This window comes from Ruegeria sp. BB7 (assembly GCF_056539365.1).
The window spans coordinates 634,618-651,329 of record NZ_JBQFUV010000001.1 but is presented as its reverse complement, the minus strand read 5'-3'; the positions used below and the strand labels follow the sequence as shown (position 1 = coordinate 651,329).

Here is a 16,712-nt window from a genome sequence, read left to right as displayed (position 1 = left end):
GGGGCAGTACCCCGAGCAACAAAATAAAATGGGAGAAAACCATGCCGATCAAAAACCGGTTCGCTGAATTGCAGGGTGAAATCACTGAATGGCGGCGTGACATTCATGAAAACCCGGAGATCCTGTTTGAAACGCATCGAACCAGCGCGCTGGTTGCCGAGAAGCTGAAAGAATTCGGCTGTGATGAGGTGGTCACCGGTATTGGCCGCACCGGAGTTGTAGGAGTGATCAGGGGCAAAGTTGATACACGCGGCAAGGTGATCGGTTTGCGGGCCGATATGGATGCTCTGCCGATCCATGAAGCGACGGGTCTGGACTATGCTTCAAAGACGGATGGGGCGATGCATGCCTGTGGGCATGACGGGCATACGGCGATGTTGCTTGGGGCGGCGAAGTACCTCTCGGAAACCCGGAACTTTGACGGCAAAGTGGTTGTGATTTTTCAGCCCGCCGAAGAGGGCGGCGGTGGCGGCCGCGAGATGTGCGAAGACGGAATGATGGATCGCTGGGGCATTCAGGAAGTCTACGGTATGCACAACTGGCCCGGACGTCCCGTAGGCAGTTTTGCCATTCGACCCGGTGCGTTTTTTGCGGCCACGGACCAGTTCGACATTACATTCGAAGGGAAGGGCGGCCACGCTGCCAAACCTCATGAAACTGTGGATACGACCGTGATGGCGGCGCAGGCGGTTCTGGCGCTGCAGACGGTCGCGTCGCGCAATGCCGATCCGGTGGATCAGGTCGTGGTTTCGGTCACGTCATTTGAGACGTCGTCCACGGCCTTCAATGTGATCCCGCAAAGGGTGCAGATCAAAGGCACCGTCCGCACGATGAGCACAGCGATGCGGGACCTGGCGGAGAAACGCATCAGGGAAATCTGCGAGGGTGTTGCCGCGACGTTTGGTGGGACTGCCGAGGTGACTTACTACCGCGGTTATCCCGTGATGGTAAACAGCGATGAGCAGACCGATTTCGCCGCCGATGTCGCCCGGTCTGTTTCGGGTAACTGTGATGAGGCGCCATTAATCATGGGCGGTGAGGATTTCGCCTTTATGCTCGAAGAGCGGCCGGGAGCGTACATTCTAGTCGGTAATGGCGATACGGCCGCAGTGCATCATCCGGAGTATAATTTTAACGACGAAGCTATTCCGGCTGGGTGCAGTTGGTGGGCTGAGATTGTCGAGCAGCGTATGCCGGCTGCTTGATGGAAAGGGCGGGGGCTCTGCCCCCGCACCCCCGGGATATTTTTAGCCAGATGAACTTGGATCCGGGTCTGTCAGGTCGAGTTGGGCGCAGAGCGTTTCGACGATTGCATCCAGTGCCGATTTTTGGGTGTTTACGCAGGATTTCGCCGCCATGCGCGCCGTGTCCAAAGCGGATTGATCTGATAGCCAGGTTGCAACAGCCTTGGCCAGTTCGGGGGCAGTTTGGACTTGAAGTGCGCCGCCGGTTTCGATCAGCGGGGCGAAGGTTTCGGCGAAGTTGAAAAAACCAGGGCCAGTGATCACTGCTGCGCCCGCTTGTGCGGGTTCGAAGGGGTTATGGCCGCCGATTTCTTTTAATGAACCACCCAGAAACACGATGGGGCAGAGCGCGTACCAAGTGCCGGTTTCACCCAGCGTGTCGGCAATGTAGACCTGCGTTTGTTGAGTGATTTTATCTTCCTGGGACCGGATGGCTGCGATTTGCCCGGCGTGTTCCACGAGAGTAGCCACCTCGGACCGGCGTTCCGGGTGGCGCGGGATCAGCAACAACAGCAGGTCTGGCCAGCGTTTGAGAAGCTCGGTATGTGCGGCCAGTACGGTTTCCTCTTCGCCCGCGTGTGTTGAGCTGGCGATCCAGATGGGGCGGTTTTCGATCTGTGCACGAATATCAGACAGCGTGATCTGATCCACCGGCAGGGGGTCGGACATGGCTTTGAGGTTTGTGCCGGGCTGCACGCGTTCGGCGCGCGCGCCCATGTCGGTTAGGTTTTGCGCTGTCTTGTCGTTCTGGGTCAGAAACAGGCGGAAATGGTCCAGAATGAACCGCGCCGTGTTGGGTCGTTTCTTCCAGCCTTCAACCGACCTGTCCGACAGACGAGCGTTCAGTAAGGTCAAAGGAATGCCGCGCGCGGCACCTTCGACAATCAGACGTGGCCAGAGTTCGCTTTCGACAAAGATGGCGGCGTTTGGCTGCCAATGATCCAGAAAACGTCGCACAGGGCCGGAAGTATCCAGAGGTGGGTATTGGTGACGCGCACGCGGGGGCATGCGTTTTTTGATCAATGCGGCAGAGGTGGGTGTGCCGGAGGTGATCAGAAACTCGGCCTGCGGTAGCCGCTTACCCAGCCGCGTGATCAGGCTGATGACAGATAGCGTTTCGCCTACGCTGGCTGCATGAAACCAGACTAGCTGACCGTCGGGGCGGGGCAGGCTGGCATAGCCCAAGCGTTCCCGTTGACGGTCCGTGGAGACGCCAGCTGCCTGCAATTTCTTCCTTACCGTGCGCCAGACCAATGGGCCTGCTACGGCAGTCACACCGCAATACAGGTGATAAAGCAGGGTCGGTCGACCAGTTTGGTTCGGCATGTCAGCCGCCGGTGTGGCTCATGTGACGGCTCATCTTTCCGTCGACCGCTTGGCGGGAATAATCGAAATCATGGCCCTTGGGCTTGAGGTTGATCGCCGCGCGGATTGCGTCTTCGAGCGGTTGCTCGGTGTCAGGATGGTCGCGCAGAGCGCCGCGCAGGTCGGCCATGTCCTCTTGGCCGAGGCACATGTACAGCTCACCAGTGCAAGTCAGACGCACCCGATTACAGCTTTCGCAGAAGTTATGGGATAGTGGCGTGATGAAGCCAATCTTTTGCCCGGTTTCCTCGAGCCGCACATAGCGCGCTGGCCCACCGGTTCGTTCAGCAAGGTCGGTGACGGTAAAGTGGTTTTCGTATTCTTTGCGTACGTCTTTCAGTGACCAGTATTGGTCCAGACGATCCTCGTTGCCGATATCGCCCATCGGCATGACCTCAATCCAGGTCAGGTCCATGTCGCGCTCGGCGCACCAGTTTGTGATGGTGGGCAGCTCTTCTTCGTTGAACCCCTTCAGGGCCACCGCATTGATTTTTATCCGCAGTCCGGCCTTCTGCGCTGCATCGATGCCGTTCAACACCTGTTTCAGGCGGCCCCAGCGGGTGATCTGGGCGAATTTGTCCTCATCCAATGTATCCAGTGACACGTTCACCCGGCGCACACCTGCGGTATAGAGATCGTCAGCAAAGCGATGCAGCTGAGATCCATTGGTGGTCAGCGTCAGCTCTTTCAATGCGCCGCTGTCCAGATGCCGGGTCATGCTGTTGAAAAACGTCATGATATTGCGGCGCACCAACGGTTCGCCCCCGGTGATCCGCAGCTTTTCAACCCCCATCTTTACAAAGGTTGAGCACATACGATCCAACTCTTCCAGCGTGAGCAGATCCTTTTTGGGCAGGAACTTCATGTCCTCGGACATGCAGTACACACAGCGGAAATCGCAGCGATCCGTGACGGAGACGCGGAGATAGGTAATCGCACGAGCGAACGGGTCGATAAGCGGAGCAGTCATTCGGTATAGGTAAAGCTGCGACAGGGTCGCGACAAGGGCGAAGTTTCCTTTGCGCTGGTACAGATGCGCGCAGGACGGTAGGCTTTAGGCATGAGATTTATGCTTTTGGCTTTGTGTGTTCTTATTGCGGGTTGCGACACCGTGCGGTCGACGACGGATCGCGTTTTTGGAAAGGGCGACGTAGTCGCCGAGCAAGAAGAGGTCGTGACAGAAGAGGTTTTCGAGCCGGAGCCCGTAGCAGCCACTGCTGCCAGTTGGGTTGGTGCAAAAACCACGATTGCCGCATTGGGTGATCCAACGACACCGGGGCGCTGGTTAGAGACGCCGCTGGTCGATACGGAATTTACAGGACGCGTGGTTGTGCCAAGAACTGGCGCGCAGGCTTATATCACCCTTGTGCCAGCGCCGGGGCCAGAAAGCGGAGGCAGCCGTTTGTCGCTGGACGCGATGCGAGAACTGCTGCTGCCGTTCGACGAATTGGTCGAGCTACAGGTCTATTCCAACTGACCTTTCAGGTATTTTCCGGCTTCGCGGCGGGCAAAGGGTTTCATTGCATCGCCATGCTTATCAAGAAAGGCGAGCACTCTGGGGGCGTCGTGTTTCGACAGTTCACGCAGCCACCAGGCGATAGCCTTTTGGATGAACCAGTCGCGGTCGGGCACATAGCCCGCTGTCCAACTCAGGATTCGGTCGCGCCGCGCCAGATCATCGGTTTTAGGGTGGTTTTGTTTGGTCCAGGGCAGGGTGGCCACCAATGCCGCACGCCGGGTCCACATATGGTCCGAGGTTGTCCAGGTTTCCACCTGGTCCAGCCGGGTCGGGTCGGCTGAAAGCCGTTTTTGGATCGCCATACAGGCGTGATCGGCCACGGCCCATCCGTCGAAATCGGGTAGCCAGCTTTGCAGCAACTGCCAAACCGTTTCGTCGGGCCGAATGCGCGCCTGCGTGAGCAACTTGGCCGCCGCTACACGGCCCTCATGGATATTGGTCTGCCAGAGAGCGTCCGCCAGATTCACGCGCATGGGTATGTCCAGTTCCTGGCGCCAGGCTTTGGTCAGGTCGTTCAGAACAGGATTTGCGACGCCCAGATAGGGGCGGTCAACCTTGTGATAGGCCAACATCTGTTCGGCGCGCTCGGGTTCGGCGTGCGCCTTGATCTGGTCGAGATAGGTATTCAGCATCTACGGTTCAGTCGGCGGGGCGGGTGGGCTTGCCGTCGATGGTTTGCTGGTTTTTTTCTACCCAATAGGCGCGGATGTCGTCATCCGACTTGCCGTCCACCCATTTCTGCATGGTGTCGCGGTCGGATTGGTAATCCATGAAGGGCACCGCATAGCCGCAGGAGGTCTGGACCAGATCGACCTTCAGATCATAAATCTGACGTGCGCTGCGGTGAACAGGGAACAGACCAGCCAGTTCGTCCCAGCCTTCGTCGCCGACATGAAATGTGTGCGCCGTCCCGTAGGTACGCAGGATCAGCGGACGCGTGGTGAAAGAACACCACATCAGCGTCATGCGGTTGGCGTCGAGCAAATGCCCAGCGGTTTCGTTGCCACTTCCTGTCAGGTTCATCCAGACAATCCGGTTCGGCCCCAGAACACGCAAGGAATCCATGCCCTTTGGCGAGATATTTACCTGCCCCTCGGACGCTGCAGTGCCAACGAAAAAGATGTGCTGCTCTTCAATGAACTTGCGCTGGTTGGCGTCCAGTTCCGGGAATTTCTTGGCCATGTCTCACTCTACCGTAACGGATTTTGCCAGATTACGAGGTTGGTCCACATCCGTCCCTTTGGCAACCGCTGTGTGATAGGCAAGCAACTGTGCCGGTACCGAATAGAGGATCGGGGCTAGGCTGGGATGGACATGAGGCATGCGAATGGTGCTCCAGACGCCGTCCTCGGCCTCGGCGATACCGTCATCATCCGAGACCAGAATGACCTTGCCTTTGCGCGCCATGACTTCCTGCATATTTGAGACGCTCTTGTCGAACACCGCATCGCGGGGGGCCATGACAACCACCGGCATGTGCTTGTCGATCAGGGCGATCGGGCCATGCTTCAGTTCTCCGGATGCATAACCTTCGGCGTGGATATAGCTGATTTCCTTGAGTTTCAGTGCACCTTCCATCGCTAGAGGATACATCAATCCACGGCCCAGAAACAGCACATCGCGGGCCTCGGACAGGCGCTGAGCGGATTTCTTAATGGCGCGGTTTTGATCCAAGGCTGTGTTCAAAGCCGTGGGTAACCCGCGAAGGGCTGCAGCGTGATCTGCCAGTTCTTCGTCACTCAGCGTTCCGCGATCCGCAGCAGCCTTGAGCGCCAGCATCAGCAGCACACTTAGCTGGCAGGTGAAAGCCTTGGTCGAGGCCACGCCAATCTCGACCCCAGCATAGATGGGGAGTGCGATATCGCTTTCCCGCGCGATTGAGCTTTCGGGGACATTGACCACCGACACGATCTTGTCGGCCTTGCCCTCGCAATACCGCAACGCGGCCAACGTATCTGCAGTTTCGCCCGATTGACTGACAAACAGAGCTGCCGTGCGGCCAGGAATCGGAGGCTCGCGATAGCGGAACTCGCTGGCGATATCAACTTCGACGGGTATCTTCGCCAACTGTTCGAACCAGTATTTTGCGGTCAGGCAGGCGTAGAACGCTGTGCCGCAGGCAACCATGGTCAGACGGTCCAGCTTGGTGAAGTCCAGATCACCGGGCAGGACGACCTCATCCCCGCCAGTTGGCAGGTAGGATCGAATTGCCTCGGCAACCACAACGGGTTGCTCGGCGATTTCCTTGGCCATAAAGTGCTTGTGGCCAGCCTTGTCCGCACGCGTTTGATCCAGTTTGATTTTTCGGGTCTCGCGGTTGGCCAGTTCTCCGGCCTCGTCGCGAATTTCCAGCGAAGTGCGGGTCAACACCGCTCGATCGCCTTCTTCCAGATAAGTGATGCGGTCGGTCAGTGGAGCCAGGGCAATCGCGTCCGAGCCGACGAACATCTCGCCAGTTCCGTGCCCGATTGCAAGCGGCGAGCCCTTGCGCGCGGCGACGATCAGGTCGTCCTCGCCGTCAAACAAAAAGGCCAGTGCAAAGGCGCCCTGAAGGCGGTTGATGGTCTTGAATGCAGCGTCGACAGGGGAAAGGCCGCTGTCGAGGTAATGCGCGGCCATCAGGGCCACCGTTTCAGTGTCCGTTTCAGTGACGAATTTTACACCATGCTCGGCAAGTTCGGCCCGCAATTCGCGGTAGTTTTCGACGATGCCATTGTGTACGACGGCGACCGGCCCCGCCTGATGCGGGTGCGCGTTGGTGACAGTGGGCGCGCCATGGGTGGCCCAACGGGTGTGACCGATACCGGATTTCCCTGGCAGCGGATCATGCACCAGCAAGTCGCTGAGGTTGACCAGCTTGCCCACCGCGCGGCGGCGACCAAGCGCGCCGTTATTGACCGTGGCAATGCCCGCACTGTCGTAACCGCGGTATTCCAGCCGCTTCAGGGCTTCGACCAGAATGGGGGCGGCTTCGTGTTCGCCCAGTACACCTACGATTCCACACATGTTCAGGCTCCTTTGTCGCGGCGAGCCTTCTTCGCCTTCAACATGTCAAATAATTTACGTGCGTAGCCGGGCTTGTTGTCCTGCTTGGCTCGGGCCACGGCCAGAGCATCAGGTTCAACATCACGTGTCACTACAGTGCCGGTCGCCGTCATCGCGCCGTTGCCCAGAGTCACCGGAGCAACCAGCATGGTGTTTGAGCCGACAAATACATTCTCACCAATCGTAGTGCGGTGTTTCATCACGCCATCATAGTTGCAGGTAATTGTACCCGCGCCGATATTCGAAGCCGCACCGACCGAAGCATCGCCGATATAGCTGAGGTGATTGACCTTGGCGCCCTCGGCGATCTCAGAGTTCTTGATCTCGACAAAGTTGCCGATGCGGGTGTTTTCCGCCAGCTCCGCTCCGGGGCGCAGGCGGGCGTAGGGGCCAACAACGGCGCCGCGACTGACATGGCAGCCTTCCAGATGCGAAAATGCCCGTATCGTTGCACCGCTTTCGACGGTGACACCGGGGCCGAAGACCACGTTAGGTTCGATCACCGTATCACGGCCGATAATGGTGTCGGCGGCCAGATAGACGGTATCCGGGGCCATAAGGGTCACACCAAGATCCAGCAGTTCGGCGCGCGCACTGGCCTGAAACACGGCATCTGCTGCGGCCAAATCAGTGCGCGAGTTGACGCCCAGTGTTTGTGTTTCATCACAGGCCACTGCCGTCACCCGCAATCCACGCTCGCGGGCGATTTCGACAACATCAGTCAGGTAGTATTCTTCCGAAGCATTGTTATTGTCGACCGCGTCGATCAGCGAAAACAGCGTCTGTGCATTGCATGCTAAAAGACCTGAGTTACAGAAGGTTATTTCACGTTCTTCATCCGATGCGTCTTTATATTCGACGATCCGTTCCAAATTGTCGCCTTTCATGACCAAGCGGCCATAGCGCGCGGGATCAGCGGCCTCGAACCCCAGAATGACCAGATCATTTTCCGCCCGTGCAGCGATCATGCGTTCTAGTGTATCGGGCGAAATAAATGGTGTATCACCATATAGAACCACGACATCACCCATGAATCCGTCCAACGCGTCGCGGGCCTGTGCGACGGCGTGGGCTGTTCCCAACTGTTCTTCCTGAACCGCGATCTGTGCGCCTTCGTCTTCGGCAGTGGCAACTTTTGCCACGGTCTCGGCCCCATGTCCGGTGACGATCACGGTGCGCTCGGGCGACAGCACGGCACCCGCGCGCATGGCGTGAATCAGCATGGGGGCCTGGGCGATGGGGTGCAGAACTTTGGGGATATCCGAATTCATCCTGGTGCCTTTTCCAGCGGCAAGGATGACAAGGGCAGTGCTCATGAAACCGATTTCTCTTTGTGTTTTGTTGCGGTCCGTTTTATCCGCTGAGGACAAAGGCGCAAGCGGTTCAGCCATCAAACAAGATTGCCGTTTGCAACATGACGCGGCAAAAACCCGCCGAGACAGGAGACACAATGCGCACGGTTATCTTCGATCTGGACGGAACTTTGGCCGATACATCGGGTGATCTGCTGGCTGCTGCCAACCATTGCTTCCGTGAGATGGGGCATGGGGATGTGCTGATCCACGAGCAGGATGCAGCCGTTGCACTACGGGGTGGGCGAATGATGCTGACTCATGGGCTCAAGCGGCTTGGGGCCTATGATGAAGGCACTGTTCATGCCTACTATCCGACGTTGCTCAGGGCCTATTCGCAAGCCATCGATACCCATACGCAGTTCTACCCGGGCGCACTTGAGGCTGTCGAAATGTTGAAATCGGCAGGTTACGGCGTGGGTATCTGCACCAACAAGCCCGAAGCGCTGGCTGAACAGTTGTTGACCCAGATGGGGGTGCGGGATCAATTCGCATCTCTGGTCGGGGCAGATACCCTGCCAGTACGCAAGCCCGATCCCGAGCCCTTGCGCGAAGCCGCGCGCCGGGCGGGTGGACATCCCGAGCTGTGCGTTCTGATTGGCGATTCAGACACCGATCGCAACACGGCGCGGGCGGCGGGTGTGCCTTCGGTGCTGGTGACATTCGGCCCGTCCGGCGAAGACATGGCAGCGTTGGAGCCCGAAGCGCTGTTGCATCACTTCGATGATTTGCCCGAGTTGGTCACTGGCCTGATCGGCGCGGCGGCGTGATCTCTTGACCCCAACCTAAAGTAGGATCAGAACGAGCCAATGAGCGAGATATTCACTGGTAGTTTCACCCAGCAAGAACCCCTTCCCGATGATGCGATAGAGGCCGCGATGGCCGTTCTGCGCCATGGGCGTCTGCATCGTTATAACGTGGTGCCCGGTGAGTTGGGCGAAACTGCTCTGCTGGAACAGGAATTCGCGGCGCAGATGGGGGCGAAATACTGCTTAGCGGTGTCTTCTGGTGGATATGCATTGGCGACATCGTTGCGAGCGGTCGGGGTAAAGCCGGGTGATCCGGTGTTGACCAACGCGTTTACTCTGGCACCAGTGCCGGGGGCGATTGCCTCGGTCGGGGCAAGGCCGATTTTCGTGGGTGTGACCGAAAACCTGACGATTGATCTGGATGATCTGGCAGCCAAGTTGGATCAGGCTCGGGTTCTGATGCTGAGTCATATGCGAGGGCATCTCTGCGACATGGATCGTCTGATGCAGATGTGCGATGCGGCGGGCGTTACGGTGATCGAGGATTGCGCCCACACGATGGGGGCCGCGTGGCGCGGCCAGTTGTCGGGACGGCAAGGGGCGATCGGGTGCTACTCCTGTCAGACTTACAAACACGTCAATTCCGGTGAGGGCGGGTTGTTGATCACCGACGACGAAGAGTTGGCGGCCAAGGCCACGATGCTGTCGGGGTCTTATATGCTGTATGAACGCCACCTTGCTGCGCCGGGGCCAGAGGTGTTCGAAAAAATCAAATACACAACCCCCAACGTGTCTGGTCGCATGGACAACCTGCGTGCGTCGATCCTGCGCCCGCAACTGCACGATCTGGACCAGCAGGTGCAGCGGTGGAATGAGCGTTATGACGAGATCGCAGCCGGTTTGCGAGACACACCCGGCTTAACAATTGTGGAGCGCCCCGAAGAAGAGACCTATGTCGGCTCGTCGATCCAGTTCTTGTTGCTGGATTGGTCGCCCGAGTGTATTGCCGAGGTTATCCGGCGTTGCGCTGCGCGGGGGGTTGAATTGAAGTGGTTCGGGGGTGCTGAACCGACCGGGTTCACCTCGCGCTATGACAGTTGGCGCTATGCGGACAGCGAGCCTTTGCCCGCCAGTGACCGCATCCTTGCTGGGGTGATGGATATGCGCGTGCCGCTGACTTTCTCACTGGACGATTGCCGATTGATCGCGCGGATCATTCGGGCGGAGGTCGGGGCTGTGTTCCAAGCGTGATCCAAAGGTGTGCGCCGTTGGCGCACTCTCGTTTCCCGTGAAATGCCGCCCTGTGCAGGGCGGCATTTTTTGTGCCCGCTACCTGCGCATTGACCTGTAGGGGATTCGCTGCTACCTATTTATTGAACAAGTGTTCATTAAGTTGGTGAGGAGGCCGCGACGTGTTCACAGCTACAATGCAATTTGATCTGGGCGAAGACGTGAATGCCCTGCGTGAAATGGTGCATCGCTGGGCGCAGGAGCGGGTCAAGCCGATGGCTGCCGAGGTCGACAAATCCAACGCATTTCCCAATGAGCTTTGGAAAGAGATGGGTGATCTCGGGATGCTTGGCATAACCGTACCCGAGGAGTATGGCGGCGCTGGCATGTCTTATCTTGCCCACACAGTCGCGGTGGAAGAGGTCGCGCGGGCTTCGGCCTCGGTTTCTCTGTCTTACGGGGCGCATTCAAATCTATGCGTCAATCAGATCAAGTTGAACGGAACCGACGAACAGAAGGCGAAGTACCTGCCGCGTTTGATTTCGGGTGAGCATGTCGGCGCATTGGCAATGTCCGAGGCATCGGCTGGGTCTGATGTGGTTTCGATGAAGCTGCGCGCGGAAAAGCGCAACGACCACTACCGTCTGAACGGCAACAAATACTGGATCACCAACGGGCCGGATGCGGATACTCTGGTTGTTTACGCCAAGACGGATCCGGATGCGGGCTCGAAAGGGATTACAGCCTTTCTGATCGAAAAGGAGATGACGGGGTTTTCGACTTCGCCCCATTTCGACAAGCTGGGGATGCGTGGGTCGAATACGGCCGAGTTGATCTTTGAAGATGTCGAGGTGCCCTTCGAGAACGTTCTGGGCGAAGAAGGCAGGGGCGTCGCGGTTCTGATGTCTGGCCTGGACTATGAGCGTGTGGTTCTGGCCGGGATCGGAACGGGCATCATGGCTGCCTGTCTGGACGAGGTCATGCCCTATCTGGCCGAGCGAAAGCAGTTCGGAAAACCGATTGGTAGCTTCCAGCTTATGCAGGGCAAGATTGCGGATATGTACACCGCGATGAATTCCGCGCGGGCTTATGTCTATGAGGTCGCCAAAGCCTGCGATCGGGGTGATGTAACCCGTCAGGATGCGGCAGCGTGCTGCCTTTATGCCTCGGAGCAGGCAATGACGCAGGCGCATCAGGCTGTGCAGGCGATGGGTGGTGCCGGGTTCCTGTCAGATTCGGCTGTCAGCCGGATTTTCCGCGACGCCAAGTTGATGGAGATCGGGGCAGGCACCAGTGAAATCCGCCGGATGCTGATCGGGCGGGAAATGATGAGCGAAATGCTGTGATGAAAAAACGCCCCACATACGAGGGAACTGTGGGGCGTTCTTTCAAAGGATCAGAAGCTATGGACGTAGGATACGCCGACCAGCCAAGGATCGATTTCGGCGGTGCCGATATCGGTGCTGCCCAGCGAAACGTCCGAGTCGATGTCGAACCAGCGGACGTTCAGACGTACGGCACCTTTTTCGGTGACCATGTAGTCCAGGCCAGCCTGCAGCGCGATGCCGAAGGAGTTGTCAAGCTCGAGTCCGGGCAGCTCTTCGTCGAAGAAAATTGTGTAGTTCAGACCTGCACCGACATAGGGCTTCCAAACGCTGTTGGTCGGGAAGTGGTAGTTCAGCGACAGGGTGGGCGGCAGGTGCTTGACGCTGCCCGCGTCAATGCTGCCATTCAAAGTGATGTCGTGTTCGAACGGGGTAGCAGCCAGCAATTCGATGCCGAGGTTGTCGCGGACGAAGTATTCCACGGTGAAGATCGGTCGCGTATCCGAATCCACTTCGACGTCGAGACCGCCGGTCAGAGTGCCGTTGTCGGATTTCGGCTCAAGGTAGCCAACACCGACACCCACGGTCCAGTCGCCCTGATTTTGGGCCATTGCAGGGGCGGCAAGCGCGACAAGCGCGGTCGAGAATGTCAAAGCGACGAGTGTTTTGGTCATTTTATGGCCTTTGAATTTGTTGATGGGTCGCTTCTGCAAGGCAAGACCGCCGGGAACTCTGATCTGCATCAAGTTCTTGTAAGGGGAAAAGATCTTCCGGCGCGTAATAAGTTTATAAAAACAAGGGTTTCTCGCCATGAATCCCGATAGGCGCATACCCGGTATGCGAAATTCCGGAGACTGGGCGATTCCAGACAGGCTCAACATGGCACAGCAGTGTCTCGCGCATCCTGGTGAGCGCGTGGCGATCATTGACCTGACCAATGATGGAGCCGAGCGTGTCACCTATGGTCAGTTGGCGCGCATGGCTGATGGGCTCGCGCGTGTACTTCAGTCACAGGTTCAGGCTGGGGACCGCATCGGTGTGTTGCTAAGCCAGTCTCCTTGGTGCGCAGCGGCGCATCTGGCGATTTGGAAGCTGGGGGCGATCTCGGTGCCGTTGTTCAAGTTGTTCAAACGTGATGCTCTGGCTTCGCGCATTGGGGATGCAGGCGCGCGGTTGGTTGTAACGGATGCCGAGGGCGCGGCGTTGCTGGGCGATCTCGCCCACCCGTTGCTGGTTGATCAGGTCTCACCGTCGGATGATCCGATGCCATTTGTCGATACAGGGCCAGAAGACCCAGCAGTGTTGATCTATACTTCGGGGACGACGGGTAAACCAAAAGGCGCTCTGCACGGTCACCGGGTGCTGACCGGCCATTTGCCGGGCGTGTCGATCAGCCATAATCATTTGCGCGATGGCGATTGCCTTTGGACGCCCGCCGATTGGGCCTGGATCGGAGGGTTGTTCGATGTGTTGATGCCCGGTTTGGCGCTGGGCATTCCTGTGGTCGCCGCGCGTCTTGAGAAATTCTCGCCCGAAGCTTGCGCTGATGTGATCGCGCGGGGTGCGGTGCGCAATGTGTTCTTCCCGCCCACGGCTCTGCGAATGCTCAAGGCTGCGGATCAGGCGATTCCGGGTCTGCGCTCGGTTGCATCTGGCGGTGAACCCTTGGGGGCTGAAATGCTTGCTTGGGGTCAAAAGGCGTTTGGCCTGACGATCAACGAATTTTATGGCCAGACCGAATGCAACATGGTCGTCTCCTCCTGCGCCGAGGATTTCCCGGTGCAACCCGGCTGCATTGGCAAGCCGGTGCCGGGGTACGAGGTGGCTGTGATTGATGAGGATGGCAACCCGACCGACGAAGAGGGCGATGTGGCCATCCGGCGCGGCTCGGCCTCGATGCTGCTGGAATACTGGAATCGGCCCGAGGCAACGGCTGAGAAGTTCCGTAGCGACTGGCTGATCACCGGAGATCGCGGCGTGTGGGAGGGTGACTATCTGCGCTTCGTCGGCCGTGATGATGACGTGATCACCTCGGCCGGATACCGCATTGGCCCTGCCGAGATCGAGGATTGCCTGCTGACCCACCCGTCGGTGGCGACGGTGGGCGTGGTCGGTAAGCCCGACCCGCTGCGGACCGAGATCGTGAAGGCCTATGTGGTGCTTAAGCCGGGGGCTGAGGCCTCGGGGCAGGAATTGCAGGATTGGGTCAAGGACCGTCTGGCGCATTACTCCTACCCACGTGAGGTGGCGTTTCTTGAGGAATTGCCGATGACGGTGACAGGGAAGGTGATCCGCAAGGAATTGAAGGCGCGAGCTGCGGGGGAGGTGAGTCAGTGAAAGCAATTGTGAAGATATTCCTCTTGGCAATGTTGGGCTTTGCCCAGATGTCTAGCGTGCTGGCTGCCAAAGAGGGCAAACTCAGCGTAGGCACCCTTCTGCAATTCTGTTCAGACAGTATTCCAAATACTGAATTGGCGATTATCATGGATGGGGAGTGCGTTAGCCACGTTCGCAAAATGTGCGAATATGCATATGATTTAGAAAAGAACGAATACTGTCTTGGTGAGGTCACTGCGTGGATGCGGCTTGACGCAGAGATCCGCTGGCAGCGGCTTCCTGACGAGCAAAAGTTAGGTTTCGAAAGCCCACCTACAGCAAAAGAAATGTCCGAAAGCGAAATTGGTCTTGGGCCTAGTTTGCCGCTGCCTGATTGCAGGGAAATTGACGTCGGGGATATTTCGGAAGAGGCAGTATGCTCTTACGCCGATGCACTGGCAGGTTGGCGCGCGTCCCGAATAATTGAACGAGCCTGGGCATCCAATACTGAGAACTTTGAATAGAGGCCACATGAAACTCACATCCAAAGCCATGCCCGCCTCGGAGGGCTTCAAAGCGAACCGCGCGGCCCATCTCGACGCGCTGGCGCAAATCTCGAACGCCGCCCAAGCGGCCCGCATGGGGGGCGGTGAGAAATCTCGCGCGCGGCATGAATCGCGGGGCAAGATGCTGCCGCGTCGTCGGGTGGCTAATCTGCTCGATCCGGGGTCTCCATTTCTGGAAATTGGTGCGACGGCGGCGCATGGGATGTATGGCGATGCCGCGCCCTGTGCCGGGGTTATTGCGGGCATTGGCCGGGTGCAGGGGCGTGAGGTCATGGTGGTGTGCAACGACGCCACCGTGAAGGGCGGCACATATTATCCGATGACCGTCAAAAAACACCTCCGCGCGCAGGAGATTGCCGAGGAAAACCATCTGCCCTGCATCTATCTGGTGGATAGCGGCGGTGCGAACCTGCCCAACCAGGATGAGGTTTTCCCTGACCGCGACCATTTTGGCCGAATTTTTTATAACCAAGCGCGGATGAGTGCCAAGGGGATCGCCCAGATCGCCGTCGTGATGGGCTCATGTACTGCAGGCGGAGCCTATGTGCCTGCGATGTCGGACGTGACCATCATCGTGAAGGAACAAGGCACGATCTTTCTGGCCGGGCCGCCTCTGGTCAAGGCCGCGACGGGTGAGGTTGTGAGTGCTGAGGATCTGGGCGGTGGTGACGTCCACACCCGCCTGTCCGGTGTTGCGGATTACCTGGCCGAGGATGACGCGCACGCATTGGCATTGGCGCGGCGCGCGGTTGGGTCGCTGAACCTGCGCAAACCACTGACAGTGGACTGGGCCAGCCCCAAGGACCCGGCCTATGACCCCGAGGAAATTCTCGGTGTCGTTCCTGCCGACCTGCGCACACCTTATGACATCCGCGAAGTGATCGCGCGTCTGGTCGATGGGTCCCGGTTCGATGAGTTCAAGCCTCGGTTCGGTGAGACGCTGGTTACCGGTTTCGCCCATGTCAAAGGCTGCCCGGTCGGGATCATCGCCAATAACGGTGTGCTTTTTTCCGAGTCGGCACAGAAGGGCGCGCATTTTGTCGAGCTGTGTTCTCAGCGCCGTATCCCGCTGGTCTTCCTGCAGAACATCACCGGGTTCATGGTCGGTCGCAAATACGAAAACGAGGGCATCGCGCGGCATGGGGCCAAGATGGTGACGGCGGTTGCCACGACCTCAGTGCCCAAGATCACCATGCTTGTCGGAGGCTCATTCGGGGCTGGAAACTACGGTATGTCGGGTCGCGCCTATCAGCCGCGCTTCCTGTGGACATGGCCGAATTCGCGTATTTCCGTGATGGGCGGTGAGCAGGCGGCGGGCGTGCTGGCCACCGTCAAGCGCGACGGGATCGAGCGGCAGGGCGGCACTTGGACCGCCGAGGAAGAAGCCGAGTTCAAACGCCCGACGCTGGAGATGTTCGAGGAACAGTCGCACCCGCTTTATGCTTCGGCGCGGTTGTGGGACGACGGCATCATCGATCCGCGCAAAAGCCGCGATGTGCTTTCCCTATCACTGAGCGCCGCGCTGAACGCCCCGATTGAGGAGACACGTTTCGGCGTGTTCAGGATGTAGCATGAACGCTGAACTGGACAGAATAAAAGCGCGCTATCCCGAAGCTCAGACATTCAAATTCGGTGACAGTCAAATCTTGTGCGACGAATTGCTTTCATTGGTTCGATCTGGGGCGAAGACGGCCACGTGTGGCGCTCTTAGGGACTTTCCCGAGGGCAGTGCGGATATGCCAAAGCCCGGTCGGCGCGACATCGCTTTGGAGTGGGATGGAAGACCGGCTCTCGTCATCGAAACGGTGGATGTTTCGATACGCAGGTTTTGTGACGTGACCGAGGATTTCGCGTTGGCAGAGGGTGAAAACGACACGCTGGACGGTTGGCGCGATGGGCATCGCCGGTATTTCGAACGCAATGGCGGGTTTGACCCCAAGATGGAACTGGTCTGCGAGCGGTTTCATCTGATCGAGGATCTGGCGGCGGAAGGATGAAAAA

General features: G+C 58.3%; 16 protein-coding genes. 9 read left to right on the top strand and 7 right to left on the bottom strand.

All coding sequences use genetic code 11. The annotated features are described in order from the left end of the window. Window positions 1–41: 41 nt before the first annotated feature. Window positions 42–1,205: a M20 aminoacylase family protein gene (locus ACR0D7_RS03220; protein ID WP_480677708.1), complete on the top strand. Its 1,164-nt coding sequence runs from the start codon at window positions 42–44 to the stop codon at window positions 1,203–1,205. A gap of 42 nt (window positions 1,206–1,247) precedes the next feature. Here ACR0D7_RS03220 and ACR0D7_RS03215 read toward each other — a convergent pair whose 3' ends face one another. Together ACR0D7_RS03215 and moaA are read right to left on the bottom strand one after the other, a co-directional pair. After that, window positions 1,248–2,570 (bottom strand): 3-deoxy-D-manno-octulosonic acid transferase, encoded by a 1,323-nt coding sequence (locus ACR0D7_RS03215; protein WP_480677707.1) that lies wholly within the window; start codon window positions 2,568–2,570, stop codon window positions 1,248–1,250. 1 nt (window position 2,571) lies between these two features. After that, on the bottom strand, window positions 2,572–3,579 hold the full coding sequence (moaA, locus tag ACR0D7_RS03210; RefSeq protein ID WP_480677706.1) for a GTP 3',8-cyclase MoaA: 1,008 nt from the start codon (window positions 3,577–3,579) through the stop codon (window positions 2,572–2,574). A gap of 90 nt (window positions 3,580–3,669) precedes the next feature. Here moaA and ACR0D7_RS03205 point away from each other — a divergent pair, with 90 nt between their 5' ends. Then, window positions 3,670–4,086: a hypothetical protein gene (locus ACR0D7_RS03205; protein ID WP_480677705.1), complete on the top strand. Its 417-nt coding sequence runs from the start codon at window positions 3,670–3,672 to the stop codon at window positions 4,084–4,086. Here the strand turns inward: ACR0D7_RS03205 and ACR0D7_RS03200 are convergent. From ACR0D7_RS03200 to glmU, 4 genes are read right to left on the bottom strand one after another with little or no spacing between them, the layout of a single operon-like run. Then, complete coding sequence (locus tag ACR0D7_RS03200; protein ID WP_480677704.1) at window positions 4,074–4,760, bottom strand: DNA alkylation repair protein; 687 nt, start codon at window positions 4,758–4,760, stop codon at window positions 4,074–4,076. The genes ACR0D7_RS03205 and ACR0D7_RS03200 overlap by 13 nt on opposite strands. Window positions 4,761–4,767: 7 nt before the next feature. After that, a complete protein-coding gene (locus ACR0D7_RS03195; RefSeq protein WP_480677703.1) occupies window positions 4,768–5,310 on the bottom strand; it encodes a pyridoxamine 5'-phosphate oxidase family protein in 543 nt (180 codons plus the stop codon). Window positions 5,311–5,313: 3 nt separating this feature from the next. Further along, entirely contained in the window at window positions 5,314–7,134 is a 1,821-nt protein-coding gene (gene glmS / locus ACR0D7_RS03190) for a glutamine--fructose-6-phosphate transaminase (isomerizing) (RefSeq protein WP_480677702.1), read from the bottom strand. Between the two features lie 2 nt (window positions 7,135–7,136). Next, window positions 7,137–8,489 carry a bifunctional UDP-N-acetylglucosamine diphosphorylase/glucosamine-1-phosphate N-acetyltransferase GlmU gene (gene glmU / locus ACR0D7_RS03185; RefSeq protein WP_480677701.1) on the bottom strand — a complete coding sequence of 451 codons (1,353 nt, stop codon included), beginning with the start codon at window positions 8,487–8,489 and terminating at the stop codon, window positions 7,137–7,139. 134 nt (window positions 8,490–8,623) lie between these two features. On the opposite strand from glmU, the gene ACR0D7_RS03180 reads away from it, so the two are divergent. The 3 genes from ACR0D7_RS03180 to ACR0D7_RS03170 all read left to right on the top strand — a co-directional run bounded on the left by ACR0D7_RS03180 (window position 8,624) and on the right by ACR0D7_RS03170 (window position 11,850). Continuing rightward, the gene (locus ACR0D7_RS03180; protein ID WP_480677700.1) at window positions 8,624–9,295 is read left to right on the top strand and encodes an HAD-IA family hydrolase; all 672 of its coding nucleotides are present in this window, start codon (window positions 8,624–8,626) and stop codon (window positions 9,293–9,295) included. Between the two features lie 39 nt (window positions 9,296–9,334). Then, complete coding sequence (locus ACR0D7_RS03175) at window positions 9,335–10,525, top strand: DegT/DnrJ/EryC1/StrS family aminotransferase (protein WP_480677699.1); 1,191 nt, start codon at window positions 9,335–9,337, stop codon at window positions 10,523–10,525. A gap of 161 nt (window positions 10,526–10,686) precedes the next feature. Then, entirely contained in the window at window positions 10,687–11,850 is a 1,164-nt protein-coding gene (locus ACR0D7_RS03170) for an isovaleryl-CoA dehydrogenase (protein ID WP_480677698.1), read from the top strand. Between the two features lie 50 nt (window positions 11,851–11,900). Here the strand turns inward: ACR0D7_RS03170 and ACR0D7_RS03165 are convergent, their stop codons facing one another. Further along, complete coding sequence (locus ACR0D7_RS03165; protein WP_480677697.1) at window positions 11,901–12,503, bottom strand: OmpW/AlkL family protein; 603 nt, start codon at window positions 12,501–12,503, stop codon at window positions 11,901–11,903. Between the two features lie 136 nt (window positions 12,504–12,639). Between ACR0D7_RS03165 and ACR0D7_RS03160 the strand changes: the two genes are divergently transcribed. Genes ACR0D7_RS03160 through ACR0D7_RS03145 form a run of 4 tightly spaced genes read left to right on the top strand, consistent with a single transcriptional unit; the run spans window position 12,640 to window position 16,708 of the window. Then, window positions 12,640–14,166: an AMP-binding protein gene (locus ACR0D7_RS03160; protein WP_480677696.1), complete on the top strand. Its 1,527-nt coding sequence runs from the start codon at window positions 12,640–12,642 to the stop codon at window positions 14,164–14,166. Next, window positions 14,163–14,669 (top strand): hypothetical protein, encoded by a 507-nt coding sequence (locus tag ACR0D7_RS03155; protein ID WP_480677695.1) that lies wholly within the window; start codon window positions 14,163–14,165, stop codon window positions 14,667–14,669. Before ACR0D7_RS03160 ends, ACR0D7_RS03155 begins: the two co-directional genes overlap by 4 nt. Window positions 14,670–14,676: 7 nt before the next feature. After that, entirely contained in the window at window positions 14,677–16,281 is a 1,605-nt protein-coding gene (locus ACR0D7_RS03150; RefSeq protein WP_480677694.1) for a carboxyl transferase domain-containing protein, read from the top strand. Window position 16,282: 1 nt separating this feature from the next. Then, window positions 16,283–16,708 carry an ASCH domain-containing protein gene (locus ACR0D7_RS03145; protein ID WP_480677693.1) on the top strand — a complete coding sequence of 142 codons (426 nt, stop codon included), beginning with the start codon at window positions 16,283–16,285 and terminating at the stop codon, window positions 16,706–16,708. Window positions 16,709–16,712 lie beyond the last annotated feature (4 nt).

What these genes read in the sequence shown, in the direction of transcription:
- ACR0D7_RS03220 (WP_480677708.1), top strand. Translation starts at nt 42, where the DNA reads ATGCCGATCAAAAACCGGTTCGCTGAATTGCAGGGTGAAATCACTGAA.
- ACR0D7_RS03205 (WP_480677705.1), top strand. Translation starts at nt 3,670, where the DNA reads ATGAGATTTATGCTTTTGGCTTTGTGTGTTCTTATTGCGGGTTGCGAC.
- glmS (WP_480677702.1), bottom strand. Translation starts at nt 7,134, where the DNA reads ATGTGTGGAATCGTAGGTGTACTGGGCGAACACGAAGCCGCCCCCATT.
- ACR0D7_RS03175 (WP_480677699.1), top strand. Translation starts at nt 9,335, where the DNA reads ATGAGCGAGATATTCACTGGTAGTTTCACCCAGCAAGAACCCCTTCCC.
- ACR0D7_RS03160 (WP_480677696.1), top strand. Translation starts at nt 12,640, where the DNA reads ATGAATCCCGATAGGCGCATACCCGGTATGCGAAATTCCGGAGACTGG.
- ACR0D7_RS03150 (WP_480677694.1), top strand. Translation starts at nt 14,677, where the DNA reads ATGAAACTCACATCCAAAGCCATGCCCGCCTCGGAGGGCTTCAAAGCG.
- moaA (WP_480677706.1), bottom strand. Translation starts at nt 3,579, where the DNA reads ATGACTGCTCCGCTTATCGACCCGTTCGCTCGTGCGATTACCTATCTC.
- ACR0D7_RS03180 (WP_480677700.1), top strand. Translation starts at nt 8,624, where the DNA reads ATGCGCACGGTTATCTTCGATCTGGACGGAACTTTGGCCGATACATCG.
- ACR0D7_RS03215 (WP_480677707.1), bottom strand. Translation starts at nt 2,570, where the DNA reads ATGCCGAACCAAACTGGTCGACCGACCCTGCTTTATCACCTGTATTGC.
- ACR0D7_RS03200 (WP_480677704.1), bottom strand. Translation starts at nt 4,760, where the DNA reads ATGCTGAATACCTATCTCGACCAGATCAAGGCGCACGCCGAACCCGAG.
- ACR0D7_RS03145 (WP_480677693.1), top strand. Translation starts at nt 16,283, where the DNA reads ATGAACGCTGAACTGGACAGAATAAAAGCGCGCTATCCCGAAGCTCAG.
- ACR0D7_RS03195 (WP_480677703.1), bottom strand. Translation starts at nt 5,310, where the DNA reads ATGGCCAAGAAATTCCCGGAACTGGACGCCAACCAGCGCAAGTTCATT.
- ACR0D7_RS03165 (WP_480677697.1), bottom strand. Translation starts at nt 12,503, where the DNA reads ATGACCAAAACACTCGTCGCTTTGACATTCTCGACCGCGCTTGTCGCG.
- glmU (WP_480677701.1), bottom strand. Translation starts at nt 8,489, where the DNA reads ATGAGCACTGCCCTTGTCATCCTTGCCGCTGGAAAAGGCACCAGGATG.